A 21,813-nucleotide genomic window follows, 5' to 3' on the forward strand; every position below is an offset into this window, starting at 1 on the left:
GACGCCTATCGGTTTCGGACATATACATGGAATCCTTCGCTAAAGAGACCCTGCCCATTTCGCTCGAAGATGAAATGCGGCGCAGCTATCTGGATTACGCCATGAGCGTGATCGTGGGGCGGGCCCTGCCCGATGTGCGCGACGGCTTGAAGCCCGTGCACCGGCGCGTCCTGTTTGCCATGCACGAACTGAACAACGACTGGAACCGGGCGTATAAAAAGTCCGCCCGTATCGTCGGTGACGTCATCGGTAAATATCACCCGCACGGCGATTCCGCCGTCTACGACACCATCGTGCGCATGGCCCAGGATTTTTCCCTGCGCTACATGCTGGTCGACGGGCAGGGGAACTTCGGTTCCATCGACGGTGACAATGCCGCCGCCATGCGCTACACCGAAGTCCGCCTGGCGAAGATCGCCCACGAATTGCTGGCTGACATCGACCAGGATACGGTCGATTTCGGTCCCAATTACGATGGCAGCGAACAGGAACCTCTGCTGCTGCCCTCGCGCCTGCCCAATCTGCTGGTCAACGGCAGCGCCGGGATCGCCGTGGGCATGGCCACGAACATTCCGCCGCACAATCTGTCCGAAGTCGTCGAAGGCTGTCTGTACTGCCTGCGCAATCCCGATTGCACCATCGACGAACTCATCGAACGCATCCCGGCGCCCGATTTCCCCACGGGCGGCATCATCTATGGCATGTCCGGTGTGCGCGAGGGCTACCGCACCGGTCGCGGGCGGGTGATCATGCGGGCCAAGGCCCACTTCGAGGATCTGCCTCACGGCAACCGCCAGGCCATCGTCGTGGATGCGATCCCCTATCAGGTGAACAAGAAATCCTTGCAGGAACGCATCGCCGAACTGGTCAACGAAAAGAAGATCGACGGCATTTCCGACATCCGCGACGAGTCCGACAAGGACGGCATGCGGCTGGTGATCGAACTGAAACGCGGCGAAGTCCCGGAAGTCGTTCTCAACAATCTGTACAAGAACACCCAGCTGCAGGAAACCTTCGGCATGAACATGGTGGCGCTGGTCGACGGCCAGCCGCGCCTGCTGAATCTCAAACAGATGGTGCAGTACTTCCTGCAGCATCGTCGCGAGGTCGTCACACGCCGCACGATCTTCCAGTTGCGCAAGGCCCGCGAACGTGGTCACGTGCTGGAAGGCCTGGCGGTGGCCTTGGCCAATATCGACGACTTCATCGCCATCATCAAGGCGGCACCCACGCCACCGGTGGCGCGCCAGGCCCTGATGGAACGCAGCTGGGATTCGTCCCTGGTGCGGGAAATGCTGGCGCGTGCAGACGATAACGTCGCGTCGGGCGGACGGACTGCCTATCGCCCGGATGGGCTGGAACCACAATTCGGCTTGCAGGCCGACGGCCAGTACCGCCTGTCCGAAGTCCAGGCCCAGGAAATCCTGAACATGCGCCTGCAGCGCCTGACCGGCCTGGAGCAGGACAAGATCGTCGGCGAATACCGCGAGATCATGGAGACCATAGCCGACCTGCTGGACATCCTGGCCCGCCCCGAACGGGTCACCGCGATCATCGGCGACGAACTCCAGGCGATCCGCGCCGAATTCTCCAACGCCAGCAACGACCGGCGCCGCTCGGAAATCGAATACAACGCCACCGAGCTCGAGACCGAGGATCTCATCACGCCCATGGACATGGTGGTGACGCTGTCGCGCAGCGGCTACATCAAGAGCCAGCCGCTGTCCGAATACCGGGCGCAGAAACGTGGCGGGCGCGGCAAACAAGCCACCACCATGAAGGAAGACGACTGGGTCGACCAGCTCTTCATCGCCAATACGCACGATTTCCTGCTGTGCTTCTCGGATCGCGGCCGGGTGTACTGGCTGAAGGTCTGGGAAGTCCCGCAGGGTTCGCGCAATTCGCGCGGCCGGCCCATCGTCAATATGTTCCCGCTGGTCGACGGCGAGAACATTACTGCCGTGCTGACGGTCAAGGCCTTCAGCGACGATCACTACGTCTTCATGGCTACGTCGCGCGGCACGGTCAAAAAGACTCCGTTGTCGGATTTCTCCAACCCCCGCAAGGCCGGCATCATCGCCGTGGGCCTGGACGAGGGCGACTATCTGATCGGCGCGGAACTGACCGACGGCCAGCATGACGTCATGTTGTTCTCGGATGCCGGCAAGGCCGTGCGTTTCGATGAGAACGACGTGCGCCCCATGGGCCGTACGGCTCGCGGGGTGCGGGGCATGTCCCTGGAAGACGGTCAGTCCGTCATCGCCTTGCTGGTGGCCGAGGACGAATCCCAGAGCGTGTTGACCGCCACGGAAAACGGCTACGGCAAACGCACGTCCATCGTCGAATACACCCGTCATGGGCGCGGCACCAAGGGCATGATCGCCATCCAGACCTCGGCCCGCAACGGCAAGGTCGTCAGCGCCGTGCTGGTGCAGCCCGAAGACGAGATCATGCTGATCACCACCAGCGGCGTGCTGGTGCGCACCCGAGTGTCGGAAATCCGCGAAATGGGCCGGGCCACCCAAGGGGTGACGCTGATCAACGTGGACGAGGACAGCAGCCTGATCGGAGTGCGACGCGTGGCTGAAAGCGATGCGGACGATGAAACCGATGCCGACGAGACGAATGGCGACGACGCTGGTCCTGCGGGCGATGCACCCGCCGGCGACGTCATGCCCGATGTTTCCCCTTCCCCTAAGGACCCTTCATGACCACCCGCCCCTGGAATTTTGCCGCAGGCCCTTCGACCCTTCCACTGGAAGTGCTGCAGCAGGCTGCGGCAGACCTGTGCGACTGGCAAGGCAGCGGCACCTCGGTCATGGAAATGAGCCACCGGGGCAAGCACTACAGCCGCATCCGCGACGAGGCGGAAGCCGATCTGCGCACGCTGCTGGCGGTGCCGGATGATTTCGAGGTGCTGTTCATGCAGGGTGGCGCCTCGGCGCAGAACGCCCTGATTCCGCTGAACCTGATCGGCCGCGGCGGCCTGGGGCGCGCGGACTACGTGCTCAGCGGCCACTGGGCGCGGAAATCGTTCAACGAAGCCAAGCGCTATGGCGACATCGCCGTGGCGGCCACGGCTGAATCCTCCGTTGAGCTGGATGGTCGCACCTATGGTTCATGGTGCTGGATGCCAGCCCAGGACCAGTGGCATGTCCGCCCCGATGCGGCCTATCTGCATCTGTGCGCCAACGAGACCATCGGCGGCGTCGAACAGGCCGTCATGCCGGACATGGCGGACCTGGGCGCCCCCGATGTTCCGCTGGTGGCCGACATGTCCTCGAACATTCTGTCGCGGCCCATCGATTTTTCGCGGCTGGGCGTGGTTTATGCCGGCGCGCAGAAAAATGCCGGGCCGGCGGGCGTGACCCTGGTGTTCGTGCGCAAGGACCTGATCGGCCATGCGCAGCCGCATTGCCCTTCGGTGTTCGACTACGCGCCCGTGGCTGGTGCCCAATCCATGTTCAATACGCCGCCGACCTTTGCCATCTACATGGCCGGCCTGGTCTTCAAATGGTTGCTGAAACATGGCGGAGTATCGGCCATGGATGCAGCCAGCGCGCGCAAGTCCCGCACCCTGTACGACTACCTGGATGGCTCTGCGCTGTACGAAAACCGCATTCATCCCGCCGTCAGATCCCGCATGAACGTGCCGTTCTTCCTGCGCGACGAGTCCCTGAACGCCACGTTCCTGGCTGAATCGGAATCCGCCGGCCTGCTGGCCCTGAAGGGCCACAAGGCCGTGGGCGGCATGCGGGCATCCCTGTACAACGCCATGCCCCTCCAGGGCGTCCAGGCGCTGATCGGCTTCCTGCAGGATTTCGAGGCGCGCCATGGCTGAACAGGACCTGCAGGCCAGCCTGGAACCGCTCCGAGCGCGCATCGACGCGCTGGATGAACAGATCCTGATTCTGCTGAACCAGCGCGCGCAGGCTGCCTTGCAGGTGGGCGACGTCAAGAAACGCTTCGACGCTACCGGGCCGATTCTCAAGCCCGAACGCGAGGCGCTCATCATCCGGCGCCTGCAGACCATCAATGGCGGGCCGTTGCCGGAATCGGCCGTGGCGGCCATCTGGGGGCAGGTGATCTCCGCCTGTCGGGGCCTGGAAAGCGTCCTGACCGTGGCATTCCTGGGGCCGCAGGGCTCGTTTTCGGAACAGGCCGCCTACGAACATTTTGGCCAGGCGATTACCGGCCTGCGCTGCGAATCCTTCGACGAGGTCTTTCGCTCCGTCGAGGCTGGCCAGGCCGACGTCGGCATGGTGCCGGTGGAAAATTCCACCGAAGGCGCCGTCAACCGCAGTCTGGACCTGCTGCTGAATTCCTCGCTGAAGGTGCTGGGCGAGCGCACCATCCGCATTCATCACAATCTGCTGACCCTGACCGGTGGCCTCGAGGGCGTGCGCAGGGTGCTGGGGCACCCCCAGGCCCTGGCCCAGTGCCAGGCCTGGCTGAGCCGCAACCATCCGGGGCTGGAACGCCTGCCGGTGGCCAGCAATGCGCAGGCGGCTCGCATGGCGGCCGAAGACCCATCCTGTGCGGCGATTGCCGGAGACGCAGCCGCTGCTGCCTGGGGGCTGAGCGCCGTGTCCAGCGGCATCCAGGACGACCCGCAGAACCAGACCCGCTTCGTGGCGGTCGGGGCGCGGGACGCCGGGCCGACCGGTCGCGACAAGACCAGCCTGATCCTGGCGGTGCCCAACCGCGCCGGGGCGGTCTACGAGATGCTGGCGCCCCTGTCGCGGCACGATGTCTCCATGACCCGTTTCGAATCCCGGCCGGCCCGCACCGGTCAGTGGGAATACTATTTTTATGTGGATCTGCTGGGGCATCACCAGGACGAACCTGTACAGCAGGCCCTGGCGGAATTGCGCCAGCAGGTGGCATTCTTCAAGATCCTGGGTTCCTATCCCCGGCAATGAGGTAATCCCGTCATGACTCAGCCCCTGGCCCCGGAACACGTCCGGGCGATCGCACCCTATCAGCCCGGCAAGCCCATCGAGGAACTGGCCCGTGAATTCGGCCTGGATCCGGCCGGCATCATCAAGCTGGCCTCCAACGAGAACCCGCTGGGCTGCTCGGGCCGTGTGCGCGAGGCGCTCAGCCAGGCGGCCGGCAGTCTGCAGGGGCGTTACCCCGACCCCAACGGCTTCGACCTGAAGGTCGATCTGGCCGCGCACCATGGCGTGCCGACGGCCTGGATCACCCTGGGCAATGGGTCCAACGATCTGCTGGAACTGGCTTCGCTGGCCCTGTTGGACGAAGGCACGTCCGCCGTGTATGCCGCGCATGCCTTCGCGGTCTATCGCCTCAGCACCCAGGCCCGGGGGGCGCGCCACATCCAGGTCCCCGCCCGGGATTATGGGCACGACCTGCCGGCCATGCTCGACGCCATCGCCAACGATACCCGGCTGGTGTTCATCGCCAACCCCAACAATCCCACCGGCACTCACGTGCCGCCAGCCCAGGTCAAGGCCTTTCTGGATGCGGTCCGGGATCGCCACGGGGATCGCGTCACCGTGTTGCTGGACGAGGCCTACGACGATTATCTGGATCCCGACGAGCGTATCGACAGTGCCCGCTGGGTGCAGGAATATCCTAATCTGATCGTCACCCGCACCTTTTCCAAGGCCTATGGCCTGGCCGGGTTGCGGGTGGGCTATGCCATGGCTCAGCCGGTGCTGACGGATCTGCTGAACCGTGTGCGCCAGCCTTTCAACGTCAATGCGCTGGCCCAGCTGGCCGCCCGGGTGGCCCTGTCGGATACCGATTTCCTGGATCGGACCTATACCCTGAACCGTGACGGCAGGGCCCAGCTGCAAGACGCCTTTTCGGCCCTGGGGCTGAATTACGTGCCCAGCCACAGCAATTTCGTGCTGGTCGAGGTCGGCGACGCCGTCAGCGTGCATGGCGAACTGCTGCGCCGGGGCATTATCGTGCGCCCGGTCGCGGGCGACGGCCTGCCACGGCATTTGCGCGTCAGCATCGGCCTGCCACAGGAAAACACCCGTTTCATCCAGGCACTGACCGATATCCTGCGCCCATGAGCAGCGTTCCCGACCCCCTGGTGCCGGTGCTGGCCGTGGTGGGGACCGGCCTGATCGGTGGTTCGTTCGCAGCCGCCTTGCGCCGGGTGGGGCAGGTTGGGCGCGTGCTGGGGGTGGGGCGGCAGCCGGCATCCCTGCAGCGCGCTCGCGAACTGGGCCTGATCGACGAGATCGCCACGCTGCAGCAGGCGGCTGCACAAGCCGACCTGATTTTTCTGGCAACCCCGGTCGGGGCCATGGCCAGCATTCTGCAGACGTTGGCGCCGCATCTGCGGGCGCAGACCCTGGTGACGGATGCCGGCAGCACCAAATCCGACGTGGCGCGCCTGGCGCAGGATGTTCTGGGTGATCGCTGCGTGCAGTTCATCCCGGGGCATCCGATTGCAGGGTCCGAGATGACTGGGCCGGAAGCCGCTGATTCCCTGCTGTACCATGGACGCAAGGTCGTGCTGACCCCGTTCGAAGACACCCCCGGCGCCGTCCAGCACCGCCTGATCCGCATCTGGGAAGCTACGGGCGCCCGGGTCCAGTTGATGGACCCCGCCGCGCACGACAGGGCGCTGGGCTGTGTCAGTCATCTGCCGCACTTCCTGGCGGCGGCCTTCATGGCCCAGGTGGTGCGCGCCGATGATGCCGACACCCGGCTCAGCCTGGCGGGCACCGGCTTTCGGGATTTCACCCGGATCGCGGCGGGTTCCCCCGAGGTCTGGCGCGACATCTTCTTTTCCAATCGCGATGCCGTCCTGCAGGAATTGGACGATTTCACCCGGATGCTGGATCTCTGGCGCGCAGCGTTGAATGACGGCTCCCATCCTGAAACCCTTGAAAACCTGCTCGAACAGGCCGCGCTGGCGCGCCGGTTCTGGGGCGGGCGCAATCCGACACCATGACTGACCGCACGCCATTCCTGTCCTTGCCACCGTCCGTGCGGGCGGTGGGCACCGTGACCCTGCCGGGTTCCAAGAGCATTTCCAATCGGGCGCTGCTGCTGGCGGCGCTGGCCGAAGGCGAAACTGCCCTGACCGGCCTGCTGGATTCCGACGATACCCGCGTCATGAAGGCCGCCTTGCAGGCGCTGGGGGTCGGGGTGCAGGACGATGGCGCCGGGCAGGTGCGCGTCGCGGGGTCCGCCGCCTGGCCACAACGCCAGGCCGATCTGTTCCTGGGCAATGCCGGCACGGCCTTCAGGCCGCTGACCGCCGCTTTGGCCGTCATGGGGGGGGATTACCGCCTCTCGGGCGTGCCGCGCATGCACGAGCGGCCCATCGGCGATCTGGTCGACGCCCTGCGCGGCCTGGGCTGCGACCTGATCTACGAGGCCAACGAAGGGTATCCGCCGCTGAAGATCGCTCCGGGCAGCCTGCGTCTGGATCAACCCATCCGGGTGCGAGGCTCGGTGTCCAGCCAGTTCCTGACCGCCTTGCTGATGGCGGCGCCGATTGCGGCTGGCCGGATGCGCCGGGATGTGGTCATCGAACTGGACGGCCCCCTGATCTCCAAACCTTATATTCTGATCACCCTGAACCTCATGGCCCGTTTCGGCGTAGATGTGCAGCGCGACGGCTGGGAACGGTTCGTCATTTCCGCGCAGGCGCGGTATCGCAGCCCCGGCCGCTATGCCGTCGAAGGCGATGCGTCGTCCGCATCCTATTTCCTGGGCCTGGGCGCCATCGCTGGGGGACCGATTCGCATCCAGGGGGTGGGCGCCGACAGCATCCAGGGCGATCTGGCGTTCGCCGACGTCGTCCAGGACCTGGGCGCGGACGTGCGCCGCGAGGCCGACGCGCTCGTGGTGCGGGGGCCGGTTGTGGCGCAGGGCGAACGCCTGCGGGCCTTCGACCGCGATTTCAATCTGATTCCCGATGCGGCCATGACCGCGGCGGTGCTGGCCCTGTATGCCGATGGGCCGTGTCGTCTACGCAACATCGCCAGCTGGCGGGTCAAGGAAACCGACCGGATCGACGCCATGCATGCTGAGCTGGCTCGCCTGGGTGCCCAGGTGGAATCAGATGCCGACAGCCTGACGGTGCATCCGCTGGCGGCGGACCAGTGGCGCGAGGCCCGTATCGGCACCTACGACGACCATCGGATGGCCATGTGTTTTTCGCTGGCGGCCTTCGGCCCCGTGCCGGTCACGATCCTCGATCCTGACTGTGTCGCCAAGACCTACCCGGACTATTTCCGGGATTTCCGGCATCTGCTGCAGGCATGAGGCAAGCCATGAGTTCCACTGTTTCCGGACGGGGCGATGCCGTCGTCCCCGTCATCACCATCGACGGTCCGACCGCTTCGGGCAAGGGCACCATCGCCCAGCGTGTGGCTGATCGCCTGGGCTGGCACGCCCTGGACAGCGGGGCGTTGTACCGCTTGACCGCGCTGGCCGTGCAGCGGGCCGGAGGGGACGGCAGCGACGAATCCCTGGCCGCCCGCCTGGCTCGTGGACTCGATGCGCAGTTCGGCCCAGGCTGCATCCGCCTGGACGGCCAGGACGTCACGCAGCTGATCCGCCAGGAAGCCATCGGCAACCTGGCCTCGAAGGTCGCCGCCCTGCCGGCCGTGCGCACGGCGCTGCTGGCGCGCCAGCGCGACTTTCGCCGGGTACCGGGGCTGGTGGCGGATGGCCGTGATCTGGGCACCGTCATTTTTCCCGACGCGCCCCTGAAAATCTTTCTCGATGCCGCCGTGGATGTCCGGGCCGAAAGGCGCCATAAGCAGTTGAGGGACAAGGGAATTTCTGCTAACCTAGACGACCTTTTGAATGATCTTCGGTCGCGCGATGCGCGCGATCGCGATCGGGCGCATGCCCCGCTTGTGGCGGCGGCAGACGCGGTGACGATCGATTCATCCCATATCGGGGTGGATCAGGTCGTCGATCAGGTGCTGGATCTCTGGCGTAATCTGGGATCGGCACATGGGCCTGCCTGACGGCAGGGTCGGGTTTCCGGCCCCCGTCATGTGGGATTTTTGTTCACTCCGCCGGGTTCGTCCTGGCGTGTCATGATTGCCCTTCGGGGCGTATGGATTATCGTTCATGTCCACCCTTACCACTGAAGCCGCCTTGGGCGGTGAAAACTTTGCCGATCTGTTTGCTGCCAGCATCAAAGATCAGAACATGCGCTCCGGCGAGGTCATTTCGGCCGAAGTCGTGCGCGTCGACCACAATTTCGTCGTCGTCAATGCAGGCCTGAAATCCGAAGCCTACATTCCCCTGGAAGAATTCCTGAACGACCAGGGCGAACTCGAAGTCCAGGACGGCGATTTCGTCTCCGTGGCCATCGATTCCCTGGAAAACGGCTATGGCGACACCATTCTGTCGCGTGACCGCGCCAAGCGCCTGTCGGCCTGGCTGCAGCTCGAACAGGCCCTGGAATCCGGCGAACTGGTCAACGGCACCATCACCGGCAAGGTCAAGGGCGGCCTGACGGTCATGACCAACGGCATCCGCGCCTTCCTGCCGGGCTCGCTGGTCGACCTGCGTCCCGTCAAGGACACCACGCCTTATGAAGGCAAGACCCTGGAATTCAAGGTCATCAAACTCGACCGCAAGCGCAACAACGTCGTGCTGTCGCGCCGTGCCGTGCTCGAAGCCAGCATGGGCGAGGAACGCGAAAAGCTGCTCGAAAACCTGCACGAAGGCGCCATCATCAAGGGCATCGTCAAGAACATCACCGACTACGGCGCGTTCGTGGATCTGGGCGGTATCGACGGCCTGCTGCACATCACCGACATGGCCTGGCGCCGTGTCCGCCACCCCTCCGAAGTCCTGTCCGTTGGCCAGGAAATCGAAGCCAAGGTTCTCAAGTTCGACCAGGAAAAGCAACGTGTCTCGCTGGGCGTCAAGCAGCTGGGCGAAGATCCCTGGATCGGCCTGGGTCGCCGCTACCCGCAAGGCACCCGCCTGTTCGGCAAGGTCACCAACCTGACCGACTACGGCGCGTTCGTCGAAGTCGAGGCCGGCATCGAAGGCCTGGTGCACGTCTCCGAAATGGACTGGACCAACAAGAACGTCGATCCGCGCAAGGTCGTGACCCTGGGCGAGGAAGTCGAAGTCATGGTCCTGGAAATCGACGAAGACCGTCGTCGCATCTCGCTGGGCATGAAGCAGTGCCGCCCGAATCCCTGGGAAGACTTTGCCTCCAACTTCAAGCGTGGCGACAAGGTCCATGGCGCGATCAAGTCCATCACCGACTTTGGCGTGTTCGTGGGTCTGCCCGGCGGCATCGATGGTCTGGTGCACCTGTCCGACATCTCCTGGGCCGAGACCGGCGAAGAAGCCGTGCGCAACTTCAAGAAGGGCGACGAGATCGATGCCGTGGTCCTGGGTATCGACACCGACAAGGAACGCATCTCGCTGGGCGTCAAGCAACTCGAAGGCGATCCGTTCAACAACTTCGTGGCCACCTACGACAAGGGCGCTGTCCTGACCGGCACGATCAAGTCCGTGGAACCCAAGGGCGCCGTCGTGACCTTGTCCGTGGACGTCGATGGCTACCTGCGTGCTTCTGAAATCTCCGCTGGCCGCGTCGAAGACGCCACCACGGTGCTGCACGCCGGCGACCAGGTCGAAACCATGATCATCAACGTCGATCGCAAGGCGCGTTCGATCCAGTTGTCGATCAAGGCTCGCGACAATGCTGAAACGGCTGATACCATCCAGCGCATGACCGAAGCCAGCGCTTCGTCGGGCACCACCAACCTGGGCGCCTTGCTGAAGGCCAAGCTCGACCAGCAGCGCGACAACTGATGCCTGGCCTGACCAAGTCCGAACTCATCACCATGTTGGCGGCGCGCTACCCTCAGTTGGCGATCCGCGACATGGACCTGGCGGTGAAGACGGTATTGGACGCGATGGCCGATGCGCTGGCCCAGGGTCAGCGCATCGAGATTCGCGGCTTCGGCAGCTTCTCGCTGTCGCAGCGCCAGCCGCGCGTCGGGCGCAATCCGAAGTCAGGCGAAAAGGTGCTGGTGCCCGCAAAGCTGGTGCCGCACTTCAAGCCCGGCAAGGAACTCCGCGAACGCGTGGATCAGGGGCCGACCGCCGCTGATGCCGAAGAACCCGCCACGGTGGCGGACTTGTATCAGATGCATTATTTGAACGAATGAATCCCTCACCGGATGCATTCAAAGCGGCCTTCGGGCCGCTTTTTTTGCCTTTACAATAGCGGCATTCCCTTTCAAGGAGCTTGGCATATGCGCTACCTGGTCTGGTTGCTGCGCCTGGTGATCTTCATCATCGTGCTTTTGTTCGCCCTGAAAAATACCGCACCAGTGGACGTGGGCTTTTTTGCTGACCAGGTGCTGCATCAGGTGCCGCTGATCGTGGTGATGCTGGTGGCTTTCGTGTTGGGAGTCGCTTTTGGCCTGCTGGTGGCGTTTTCCGCCGTGCTGCGTCGTCGCCGCGAGATCAATCGCCTGCGGCGCGAACTGTCGCGCGCGCAGGAAGCCCTTGAACATCCGCAGACCGGGTCCGGGCCGATGATTCCGGAAACCGTGGCGCCGCTCGCGCCGCTCTGATCGGGGGCCTTGTGGATTTTGAACCCTGGTGGCTGATCATCGTCCCCGTCCTGTTCGGACTGGGGTGGCTGGCGGCGCGCTTCGACTTTCGGCAGATGCTGTCGGAAACGCGCGCCTTGCCGGATTCGTACTTCAAGGGCCTGAATTTCCTGCTCAATGAAGAACCCGATCGCGCCATCGATGCCTTCATCGAAGTCGCCAAGCTCGACCCCGAAACCACCGAATTGCACTTTGCCCTGGGCAGTCTGTTCCGTCGCCGGGGCGAGATCGAGCGCGCCATCCGCGTTCACCAGAGCCTGCTGGCGCGCGAAGACCTGCCCCTGGCCGACCGGGAAAATGCTCAGCTGGAACTTGCCCAGGACTTTCTCAAGGCAGGGCTGCTGGATCGCGCCGAACAGGGTTTTCAGGCCATCATCCATACCCGGCATGCACAGGAAGCCATCCGCGCCCTGATCCGCATCTACGAATCGGAACACGACTGGCCCAGGGCCATCGATGCGGTCCAGCAACTGCGCAACCGCGTGGACGAACCGGTGCCGCAGCTGGCTCATTATCATTGCGAGCGCGCCCAGGCTTTGCTGGAAGCCGATCCCATCGACTTCGATGCGGCCGCCCAGGCCCTGGATGCCGCCGATCACGCCGTCCGCCAGAACGGCACCACGCCCGCGTCGGAAACCCGGGTGCGCCTGCTGCGCGCGCAGTGGGCGGCGCGGCGCGGCGACCTGGAGTCCCAGCGGGCGTACCTGCAGGACGTGCTGGGCGCGGCGCCCGACTACGCCGGCCTGGTGGCCGGGCCGCTGCTGGCTTGCTACACGGCCCTGGGGCGGGGCGACGAAGGCCTGGCCCTGCTGCAGGCGCAGTACGCTCGCGTGCCCACCCTGGACCTGTTCAACGTCGTTTTCCGCGCCTTGCGCACACAGGAAGGCGCCGACCCCGCCTGGGCCTTTGCCCGCGAGGCCTTGCGCGCGCACCCGTCCTTGCTGGGCCTGGACCGCCTGCTGGAAGTCGAACTCTCCCAGGAAGACGGGCCGGTGCCCGACAATCGCATGGTGCCAGGCGCCGACCTGGGCCTGTTGCGCAGCCTGATTCATAAACACACCCAGCGCCTGGACCGCTACGCCTGCAGCCAGTGCGGCTTCGAGGCGCGCCGTTATTACTGGCAGTGCCCGGGGTGCAACGCCTGGGAAACCTATCAGCCACGCCGCCTCGAGGAAATCCGATGATGCCTTTTCCCCTGTCGGCCGCACGCGCGGCCCGGATTCTGGTGGCCGGCGACATCATGCTGGACCGCTACTGGTTTGGCGAGGTGGACCGCATTTCGCCCGAGGCCCCTGTGCCGGTGGTGCGTGTCGCTCGCCGCGAAGATCGCCTGGGAGGCGCCGCCAACGTCGCCCGCAACATCGCAGCCTTGGGGGCCCAGGTCGGCCTGCTGGGCATTGTCGGCGCCGACGAGGCCGGCGCCCGGGTCAGGTCGCTGATCCGCGAGGCTCATATCCAGGACGGCCTGGTGGACGATGCTGACGGCATGGACACCACCCTGAAGATGCGGGTGCTGGGCCGCCAGCAGCAGCTTTTGCGGGTGGACTTCGAACAGGGGCCGGGCCCGCAGGCCCTGCAAGCCCTGGAAGCCGGCCTGAAGGCCCGTCTGGCGGATTATGATCTGCTGGTGCTGTCCGATTACGCCAAAGGCGCCCTGGGACGGGTGGAAGTCCTGATCCGCGCCGCTCGGGATGCCGGCGTGCCGGTGCTGGTCGACCCCAAGGGCCACAGCTACAAACGCTATCTGGGCGCGGCGCTGGTCACGCCCAATCGCAGCGAAATGCAGGATGCCGTGGGTCGCTGGGATTCCGAAGACGATCTCACCAACCGCGCCCAGGCGCTGCGCCGGGAGCTGGCGCTGGAGGCCTTGCTGATCACGCGCTCCGAACAGGGCATGACGCTCTATACAGAAGCCGGTCGCCAGCATGTGGATGCCCAGGCGCACGAGGTCTTCGACGTGTCCGGCGCGGGCGATACGGTGCTGGCCACGCTGTCGGTCATGCGGGCTGCCGGGCTGGGCTGGTACGACGCCATGGCCTGGGCCAATCGGGCCGGAGGCATTGTCGTGGGTAAACTGGGCACGTCCATCGTGACCGCAGAGGAGTTGTCATCATGATCGTAGTGACAGGCGCCGCCGGCTTCATCGGCAGCAATCTGGTGCGGGGCCTGAACGCCCGCGGGATCGACGACATCCTGGTCGTGGACGACCTCACGGACGGCGACAAATTCCGCAATCTCGTCGACCTGCGAATTGCCGATTATCTGCATAAGGACGAATTCCGCCGCCGCGTGCTGGCTGGAGAACTGCCGCGCCCCGATGCCGTGTTCCACCAGGGGGCCTGCTCGGATACGACAGAGCGCAACGGCCAGTTCATGATGGACAACAATTTCCGCGTGACGCTGGAATTGTTCGAATACTGCCAGACGCGCGAGGTGCCTTTCCTGTATGCCTCGTCGGCTGCCGTGTATGGCGCCGGGCCGCAGTATATCGAGGGCCCCGCCCATGAATCCCCGCTGAACGTCTACGGCTATTCCAAGCTGCTCTTCGATCAGGTGCTGCGCCGCCGCATGGGCACGCTCACCGCGCAGGTCGTCGGGTTGCGTTATTTCAATGTCTACGGCCCGCGCGAACAGCACAAGGGCCGCATGGCCTCGGTGGCGTTCCACAACATGAACCAGTATGTCGAACAGGGCCACGTGCGTCTGTTCGGTGGTTGGGACGGCTATCCGGATGGAGGCCAGCAGCGTGACTTCGTCTACATCGACGATGTGGTGGATGTCAATCTGCACTTCCTGGACCACCCCGGCGTGTCGGGCATTTTCAATTGCGGCACGGGCCGCGCGCAGCCCTTCAACGACGTGGCGCAGACTGTCGTCAACAGCCTGCGGGTGCACCAGGGGCAGTTGGCCTTGCCGCTGGAGGAACTCGTGGGCGGCGGCCAGCTGCGCTATGTGGCTTTCCCCGACGACCTGAAGGGCCGCTATCAGAGCCACACCCAGGCCGATCTCACCCAGTTGCGGGCTGCCGGCTATACGCGGCCCTTCTGCGACGTCCAGACTGGCGTCAGCGCCTACACCCAGCGACTGCTGGACGGCGGTCAGCTGCGCACCTGACGGCTGATGCAGGCGCCCCATGGGGCGGGGCGTGATTTTTGGGGTATGACAAATCCGATCAAGCACACCCCTGTGCGGCTTGCGCCTGCGGCATCATGGCCAGACATCCTTCTCTACTCAGGAGTCTGCCATGAACCCCTTCCTGCATAGCACCGTGGCGCAGCCCGCGCCCCTTGCGGACATCACCGTCCTGCCGGCCCGTCGGCGGCGCACGCGCCTGCCCTCGGCGCCGCGCGTATCGCGCATGCTGCGAGCCGCCAGCCTGGCGGCCCTGACCTGGGCCGGGTCCGCCGGCGCAGTGGACCTGAATACTGCCACTCTGGATCAGCTGCGCGGCATTCGTGGCATCGGGCCCAAGACGGCCCAGATCATCCTGGACGAGCGCGCCCGGGGCGGTCGCTATCTGTCCTTTGCCGATCTGTCGGATCGCGTGCGCGGCATCGGTCCGCGTCGCGCCCAGGCACTGCAGTCCGCCGGCCTGACCATCGATGGCGGGGGCACCCGCCGGTCGGGGCAGGGACGTCAGCCTGGGCCGGCTGCGGATACCGGCATTTCCACAGATGGCGCGCAGCGCTCACCAGCCTCCAAAAAAATATTGACACATAAAGAAAAAAGCGGAAAATAAAATCGCGTCTACAGGCCCGGGCATCGCTACGGTATTGGGGGGTGAGGCCATCGTGCGACATGCAGTAGCGGGCTGTTTTCCTGGGGCTTTCAATCAGGCTCCCGGTCGATGCGCTCTGTCAGTGATCCACAGAACAATCACCCCCGGGAGACGCAAATGCAGACACGAGGCACTTTCGCGCTTGCCCTGGCCGCCATCGGCGTACTGTCGCTGGCGGCCTGTTCGACCGCACCGACGCAGCCTGTCCCAGGCTCCTCACAGCCAGCTCCGTCTGGATTCCTGAAGGATTACAGCCTGCTGGCCCCGGATGCCGATACTCCCGGCTATCGACACTATATGGCTCCTGGCGTGAACGCAGGGCAATACCGCAGCTTCATCGTCGATGCGCCTGTATTCATCATCAACACGCAGGGCGTCTACGACGCACTGAGTCCCGATCGCCTGCAGGAGATTTCGAACTACTACGTCTCCCGGCTTGCCGCCGCGCTCGGTACGCACTACCGGGTCGTGCAGAAGCCGGGGCCGGGTGTGGCACGGCTGCGGATCGCGGTGGTCGGCCTGGTCGAGGCGGGCCCTCAGCTCAAGATCCGCGATCTGGTGCCGGCCAAGGCTTTGTTCAACGTCGCTCGGATGGCGGTTGACGAGACCCCTCATGCGCTGCGGATGTCCATCGAGAGCGAAGCGCGGGATAGCCAGACCGGGAAGTTGTTGGGCGCGGCGGTCGATAGCCGCCAGAGCCGGACAACCGTGTCGGGCAGGGACACGCCGCCCTCGGATGACCAGGTGCATGCCCTGGTCGACTATTGGGTGGCCCGTTTCGTCGCGCGGCTGGATCGCGCCAACGGTTATCCGACAGCTGCCGATGAGTGATGCGCAAGGTGGCCGCAGGGCCCGCATGCCGATCCGGTCGTGTCGGATGACGGCGGTTCTCTGCTTGGCTGCGTTGCTCGCCGCCTGCGGGGATGGGCGGGTGACCGATGCGCAATCGCCTCGCCCGGTGCTGACCATGACGGTCCAATCCGCTGCGGCCGACAGCAGCGCTGCCTTTGTCGGCACCATTGCCGCCCGCCATGTCAGCGACCAGGGCTTCCGTGTGCCAGGCACAGTGCAGCACAGGCTGGTCGAGGTCGGGCAGCATGTGGACGCCGGCCAGGCGCTGCTGCAACTCGACCCCAGCAATCTCAAGCTGACGCTCCAGCAGGCCGGGGCGCAACGGGATGCGGCGGCCAGCAAGGCGGCCCAGGCCAGGGTCGATCTGGGCCGTGATGCCGTGCTGCTGAAGCAGAGCTTCATCAGCCAGGCGGCCTACGATCGGGACAAGGTCTCGCTGGACACCGCCGTCGCGCAGCTGACGGCCGCCCAGGCTCAGTATGACGAGGCTGCCAATCAGCTGGATTACGCGACGCTGCGGGCAGCGGTCGACGGGCTCGTCACCGACATCGACGTCGATGTCGGGCAGGTCGTCAGTTCAGGAAAGACCGCTGTCAGCATCGCTCGGGATGGCGATCGTGAAGTCGTGATCAGCGTTCCCGAGACCCGCCTGGATTCGCTGCGCGCGGCGGGGCAATTGACCGTATCGCTTTGGGCTGCGCCTGGTATGGCCTGGCGGGCAAAATTGCGGGAAATCGATCCGGCCGCCAGCAGCACGACCGGAACCTACGATGCGCACGTGACGGTGCTGGAACCCGATGCTTCGCTGCGCCTGGGCATGACGGCCTACGTGCATGTGCAGGGACAGGCTGCGGGCCTGCAGTATGCGGTGCCGCTGACCGCCGTGGTGTATCCGCAGGCGGGCGCATCTGCGATCTGGAAGGTCGGGGCAGGCGGTGTCGTGGATACGCATCCGGTCGTGCTTGCCTTCATACGAGGTGATGTCGCCTACATCGCATCCGGCCTGGCCGATGGCGACGTGATCGTGACCAAGGGAGGGAATCTGCTGCATACCGGACAGACGGTCCAGCCTGTAGTCGAGCCTCCGGCAGGGGATTGAACCGTGTCGCGGCTCAATCTGTCCCAGCTTGCACTTGCGCACCGACAGTTTGTGCTGTTTTCGATCATCGTGTTCGTGCTCAGTGGGGGCTACGCCTACTTCCACCTGGGACAGGCGGAGGATCCCGCCTTCACGGTGCGCACAATGGTGATCCAGGCCAACTGGCCCGGTGCGACGATTCAGCAAATGGAAGGCCAGGTCGCCGACAAGCTCGAAAAGAAACTGCAGACCCTGGCCGAGCTGGACAACGTCAAGACTATGGTGCAGCCGGGCAGCGCCCGGTTGATGGTGTCCCTGCGCGACGATCTGTCACCCGGGGTGGTGTCGCAGGCCTGGTATCAGGTCCGCAAGAAGATCGCTGACATGCAGTACACCTTGCCCCGGGGGGTGCAGGGGCCGTTCTTCAATGACGAGTTCGGCACTACGTACGGCAATATCTTCGCGCTGACCGGCAAGGACTTCAGCTACGCGCAGCTGAAGGATTACGCCGATACGGCGCGCGAGGCGTTCCTGCGCGTGCCCGACGTCGATCAGGTCAGTCTTGTCGGAGACCAGGATCAGCGCATCTACATCGAGTACGCCAACGCCAAGCTGGCGGCCCTGGGCGTCAGCCCGGACCAGATCGTCGATACACTGAAATCCGTCAATGCCGTGCAGCCAGCCGGCATCGCGCAAACGCAGGATCAGCAGGTGCGGATACAGGTCAGCGGCAATTTTGACTCGGTGCAGGACATCCGCGATCTCGGCATCCAGGCCAAGGGCCAGATCATCCGGCTCGGCGATGTAGCCACCGTGACGCGCGGTTATGTGGATCCGCCGGCCTCCAGGATGTATTTCAATGGCGCGCCTGCCCTGGGGCTGGCCATCAGCATGCGCAGCGGCGGCGACGTCCTGAAGCTGGGTGACGGCCTGCAGGCTGTCGCGGCCCGCTTGCGGCAGCAGTTTCCCGTCGGGGTGACGCTCGACACTGTGTCCGACCAGCCGCGTGTGGTCCGGGATGCCGTCGATGAGTTCACTGAAAGCCTGTACGAGGCGGTGGGGATCGTGCTGCTGGTGTGCTTCCTGTCGCTGGGGCTGCGCACGGGGTTCGTGGTGGCGCTGTGCATTCCCTTTGTGCTGGCCGTGACGTTCTTTGTGATGTATCTCGGCGGCATCGACCTGCAGCGCATTTCCCTGGGGGCGCTGATCATCGGGCTAGGGCTCATGGTCGATGACGCCATCATCGCCGTCGAGGTCATGGTGTTGAAGCTCGAAGAGGGATGGGACCGGGTCCGCGCCGCCAGCTTCGCCTACGTCAGCACGGCTTTTCCGATGCTGACCGGCACGCTGATCACCGTGGCCGGCTTTCTGCCGGTCTTTATCGCAAAAACGTCGTCCGCCGAATACACCCGGTCGCTGTTCGAAGTCGTCGGCGTGTCGCTGGTCGTGTCGTGGTTCGTGGCGGTGCTGGTGACGCCCTACATCGGTTTCAAGTTGCTGCCGGATTTCAGCGGCCGGGCCCGTGACGAGCAGGCCGTCTATCAGGGCGCGTTCTACCGCAGGTTCCGACGCCTGGTGGGGTGGTGCGTGGATCACCGCGCATTGGTCGTGGCCGTGACCGTTCTCTTGTTCGTGGTGGCGGTCGCCCTGTTTCGGTGGGTCCCCAAGCAGTTCTTTCCGTCCTCGGATCGCCCCGAACTGATCGTCGATCTCTGGTTCCCGCAGAATGCATCTTTCGACGAGATCCGGCGGCAATCCCAGGAGCTGGAAAAGCAGCTGCTCGGCGATGGCGATATCGTGTCGGTGACCACGTATGCGGGTCGCGGCAGCCCCAGGTTCTACCTGCCCCTGAACGTGCAGACGCAGAGCAACCTGGCCGAGCTGGTCGTGATGAGCAAGGGCATCCCGCAGCGCGAACGTGTGCTGCTGAAGATCCAGGACCTGTTTTCGAGCTCGTTTCCAGGGGTGCGTGGTCGCGTGACTCGGCTCGAGAATGGCCCTCCAGTCGGCTATCCGATCCAGCTGCGCCTGAGCGGCACGGATGACGGCCAGCTGCGTTCGATCTCGGACCACGTCATGGCGATGTTGCGTGGCCGTGCCGACGTTCGCGACGTCAACATGGACTGGGGAGAACGCACCGCCACGCTCCGGGTGGATGTCAACCAGGATCAGGCGCGTGCGCTGGGCGTCAGTTCCCGCAGTATTGCGCAGGCCTTGCAGGCCTCGCTGACCGGTCTGGACGTCACTCAATACTATGAAAACGACGAGACGCTGGATATCGTCGCGCGATTGGCTGGCGCCGAGCGTGGCGACCTGGACGCGCTGAAGGATCTCTACGTCCATACCAGGACCGGCGCCTTCGTGCCGCTCACGCAGATCGCGGACCTGCGTCTGTCCAGCGAGAGCAGCATGCGCTGGCGCCGCAATGGCGTGCCGACCATCACCGTGCAGGCCGATGTCGCCAATGGAGTCCAGGCCAACGACGTGTCGACGGCGCTCTGGCCTGCGATCCAGTCGTATGCCGCAACCCTGCCGCCGGGCTACGACATCGTGCTGGGCGGCGCGCTGGAATCCAGCCAGCGCTCGCAGACGGCGATCAAGGCCGTCCTGCCACTGGTCGGCGTGGTTGTTCTGTTCCTGCTCATGATCCAGCTGCAGCATATGGGCAAGATGCTGCTGGTGGTGCTGACCGCACCGCTGGGCCTGATCGGCGTCACCGCGATCATGCTGACCTTCCGTATTCCTTTCGGTTTCGTGGCCATGCTGGGCGTGCTGGCCCTGTTCGGCATGATCATCCGCAATTCGGTCATCCTGATCGTGCAGATTGGGCAAGCTGAATCGGAAGGCGTGCCGCTGCACGAGGCGATCGTCGAATCGACTGTGCATCGCCTGCGGCCTATCCTGCTGACGGCGGCCGCCGCAGTCCTGGCGATGATTCCTCTGACTCAGTCCGTATTCTGGGGGCCCATGGCATGGGCCATCATGGGGGGGCTGACCGGGGCTACGCTGCTGACGCTGCTGTTCCTGCCGGCCGCCTACGCTTTGGCCTTCCGGTCCGATCAGGGCGGGCCAAAGAGGGGGCAGGCATGAAGTCCACAAGAATCCCGCATCTCGTCGTGGCGTGGGCGCTGGCTTTCCTGTTGACGCCAGGGCTGACGGTGGCGATGGACCTGCGCGCAGCCGTCGACCAGGCGCGCGCGCACGACCCCAACCTGGAAGCAGCCCAGTTCGCATTTGCCGCCGGCCAGGAGAGCGCCCGCCAAGGCACCGCCCTGTATCTGCCCCAGATTGCCGTCACGGGCATGATCAGCTATGTGCACGTGAACTCCGTATCCACGCCCCAGACGAACCTGCCTCTGGCTCCCCTGGTGGGGGATGCTTCGGGCTCTCTGCGCGGATTTACCGTCACCCTGACGCAGCCCATCTACAATGCCGCAGTCAGCACAGGGGCTCGGCAGCTCAAGGATCAGGCCAGACTGGCCGACATCCAGTTTCGTGGCGCCCGGCAGAATCTGGTCCTGAACGTCGCACAATCGTATTTTGGCGTGCTGATGGCTGAAGAAAGCCTGGCGCTCGCCCATGAGCAGCAGGCGGCGATCGCGCAGCAGTTGGCCAGCGCACAGGCGCGCTTCAATGCCGGCAAGGCCAACATCACCGATGTGCGTGACGCCCAGGCCCGCGACCAGGCCATGGCAGCGCAGATCATTGCGGCCAGGAACGCCCTGGAGATCCAGCGACAGCAGTTCCGGAGCCTGGTTGGCGTGCAGCCCGTTGCCTTGGCCAGGGTGTCTGATGCATTCAAGCCCGCCGCGCCCGAACCGGACGATGTCAATGTCTGGACCGCTCGTGGCCGGGCGGCCAATCTGAATGTGCTGGGGGCGCAGATTCAGATTTCGATTTCCGAGGCAAACGTCGACAAGAATCGGATCTACAACCGACCTCAGTTGGATTTATACATGAGCTATCAGGACACCAGCCAGAATGGGGGGCTGCCGCTGCTGGTGGCGCCGGACCGTTCGCGGCAGACTGTCATAGGCGTGCAGCTCAGCGTGCCGATCTTTGCCGGTGGCGGATACGATTCCAAGCTGCGCCAGGCCATCGACCAGAAGCATCAGGCCGACGCGCAGTTGCGGGCTACGCTGGAGACCAGCGATGTGCAGATCCGGCAGCAATTCCTGGGAGTCGAGGTTGCCCAACCTCAGATTGATGCGCTGGAAAAGGCGGTGGTTGCCGCCAAGAGCTCCCTGGATGCCACACGGCTCGGGGAAACGGTTGGTGAGCGCACCACGCTGGATGTGCTCGATGCCCAGCAGCAGTATTTCTCGGCGGTGCAGAATCTCGATGCGGCGCGCTATCAGTATCTGCTGTCGCGATTGAACCTGGTTGCGTTGGTAGGGGCGTTGGGCGACCAGGATGTGGCTGCGGTCAACAGCTACCTGTCGCAGCATCCGCCGGTGCGACCGGCGCGTTGAACCGGCCGCCTGTCGGGCTCACCGGATGTTCCT

At 64.6% G+C, this 21,813-nt stretch carries 18 protein-coding genes; all 18 read left to right on the forward strand.

The annotated features are described in order from the left end of the window. Window positions 1-26: 26 nt before the first annotated feature. The 18 genes from gyrA to VDP74_RS02600 all read left to right on the forward strand — a co-directional run bounded on the left by gyrA (window position 27) and on the right by VDP74_RS02600 (window position 21,780). The gene (gyrA, locus tag VDP74_RS02515; protein WP_322998042.1) at window positions 27-2,711 is read left to right on the forward strand and encodes a DNA gyrase subunit A; all 2,685 of its coding nucleotides are present in this window, start codon (window positions 27-29) and stop codon (window positions 2,709-2,711) included. Next, complete coding sequence (gene serC / locus VDP74_RS02520) at window positions 2,708-3,841, forward strand: 3-phosphoserine/phosphohydroxythreonine transaminase (protein ID WP_322998043.1); 1,134 nt, start codon at window positions 2,708-2,710, stop codon at window positions 3,839-3,841. Before gyrA ends, serC begins: the two co-directional genes overlap by 4 nt. After that, window positions 3,834-4,922, forward strand: coding sequence for a prephenate dehydratase (gene pheA / locus VDP74_RS02525; RefSeq protein WP_322998044.1), 1,089 nt, complete (start codon window positions 3,834-3,836; stop codon window positions 4,920-4,922). The genes serC and pheA overlap by 8 nt, the downstream gene beginning before the upstream one ends. A gap of 12 nt (window positions 4,923-4,934) precedes the next feature. Then, window positions 4,935-6,047, forward strand: coding sequence for a histidinol-phosphate transaminase (gene hisC, locus VDP74_RS02530; RefSeq protein ID WP_322998045.1), 1,113 nt, complete (start codon window positions 4,935-4,937; stop codon window positions 6,045-6,047). Further along, on the forward strand, window positions 6,044-6,937 hold the full coding sequence (locus VDP74_RS02535) for a prephenate dehydrogenase (protein WP_322998046.1): 894 nt from the start codon (window positions 6,044-6,046) through the stop codon (window positions 6,935-6,937). The genes hisC and VDP74_RS02535 overlap by 4 nt, the downstream gene beginning before the upstream one ends. Beyond that, window positions 6,934-8,259, forward strand: a complete 1,326-nt coding sequence (aroA, locus tag VDP74_RS02540; RefSeq protein WP_322998047.1) for a 3-phosphoshikimate 1-carboxyvinyltransferase — start codon at window positions 6,934-6,936, stop codon at window positions 8,257-8,259. The genes VDP74_RS02535 and aroA overlap by 4 nt, the downstream gene beginning before the upstream one ends. A gap of 8 nt (window positions 8,260-8,267) precedes the next feature. Further along, window positions 8,268-8,972: a (d)CMP kinase gene (cmk, locus tag VDP74_RS02545; RefSeq protein ID WP_322998048.1), complete on the forward strand. Its 705-nt coding sequence runs from the start codon at window positions 8,268-8,270 to the stop codon at window positions 8,970-8,972. Window positions 8,973-9,078: 106 nt separating this feature from the next. Further along, entirely contained in the window at window positions 9,079-10,791 is a 1,713-nt protein-coding gene (rpsA, locus tag VDP74_RS02550; RefSeq protein WP_322998049.1) for a 30S ribosomal protein S1, read from the forward strand. An 8-nt stretch (window positions 10,792-10,799) separates the two neighbouring features. Continuing rightward, entirely contained in the window at window positions 10,800-11,150 is a 351-nt protein-coding gene (locus VDP74_RS02555; protein ID WP_322998153.1) for an integration host factor subunit beta, read from the forward strand. 87 nt (window positions 11,151-11,237) lie between these two features. Next, window positions 11,238-11,561, forward strand: coding sequence for a LapA family protein (locus tag VDP74_RS02560; RefSeq protein WP_322998050.1), 324 nt, complete (start codon window positions 11,238-11,240; stop codon window positions 11,559-11,561). Window positions 11,562-11,572: 11 nt separating this feature from the next. Continuing rightward, the gene (lapB, locus tag VDP74_RS02565) at window positions 11,573-12,784 is read left to right on the forward strand and encodes a lipopolysaccharide assembly protein LapB (protein ID WP_322998051.1); all 1,212 of its coding nucleotides are present in this window, start codon (window positions 11,573-11,575) and stop codon (window positions 12,782-12,784) included. Further along, window positions 12,781-13,716, forward strand: coding sequence for a D-glycero-beta-D-manno-heptose-7-phosphate kinase (gene rfaE1, locus VDP74_RS02570; RefSeq protein ID WP_322998052.1), 936 nt, complete (start codon window positions 12,781-12,783; stop codon window positions 13,714-13,716). Before lapB ends, rfaE1 begins: the two co-directional genes overlap by 4 nt. After that, entirely contained in the window at window positions 13,713-14,714 is a 1,002-nt protein-coding gene (gene rfaD, locus VDP74_RS02575) for an ADP-glyceromanno-heptose 6-epimerase (RefSeq protein WP_322998053.1), read from the forward strand. Before rfaE1 ends, rfaD begins: the two co-directional genes overlap by 4 nt. A gap of 130 nt (window positions 14,715-14,844) precedes the next feature. Next, the gene (locus VDP74_RS02580; RefSeq protein ID WP_322998054.1) at window positions 14,845-15,339 is read left to right on the forward strand and encodes a ComEA family DNA-binding protein; all 495 of its coding nucleotides are present in this window, start codon (window positions 14,845-14,847) and stop codon (window positions 15,337-15,339) included. Window positions 15,340-15,495: 156 nt separating this feature from the next. Beyond that, on the forward strand, window positions 15,496-16,209 hold the full coding sequence (locus VDP74_RS02585; RefSeq protein WP_322998055.1) for a DUF3313 domain-containing protein: 714 nt from the start codon (window positions 15,496-15,498) through the stop codon (window positions 16,207-16,209). Between the two features lie 64 nt (window positions 16,210-16,273). Next, complete coding sequence (locus VDP74_RS02590; RefSeq protein ID WP_322998056.1) at window positions 16,274-17,329, forward strand: efflux RND transporter periplasmic adaptor subunit; 1,056 nt, start codon at window positions 16,274-16,276, stop codon at window positions 17,327-17,329. A gap of 3 nt (window positions 17,330-17,332) precedes the next feature. Beyond that, the gene (locus VDP74_RS02595) at window positions 17,333-20,398 is read left to right on the forward strand and encodes an efflux RND transporter permease subunit (protein ID WP_322998057.1); all 3,066 of its coding nucleotides are present in this window, start codon (window positions 17,333-17,335) and stop codon (window positions 20,396-20,398) included. Then, window positions 20,395-21,780 carry a TolC family outer membrane protein gene (locus tag VDP74_RS02600; protein WP_322998058.1) on the forward strand — a complete coding sequence of 462 codons (1,386 nt, stop codon included), beginning with the start codon at window positions 20,395-20,397 and terminating at the stop codon, window positions 21,778-21,780. Before VDP74_RS02595 ends, VDP74_RS02600 begins: the two co-directional genes overlap by 4 nt. Window positions 21,781-21,813 lie beyond the last annotated feature (33 nt).

Source organism: Castellaniella sp. (assembly GCF_034674885.1).
Taxonomy (GTDB): domain Bacteria; phylum Pseudomonadota; class Gammaproteobacteria; order Burkholderiales; family Burkholderiaceae_B; genus Castellaniella.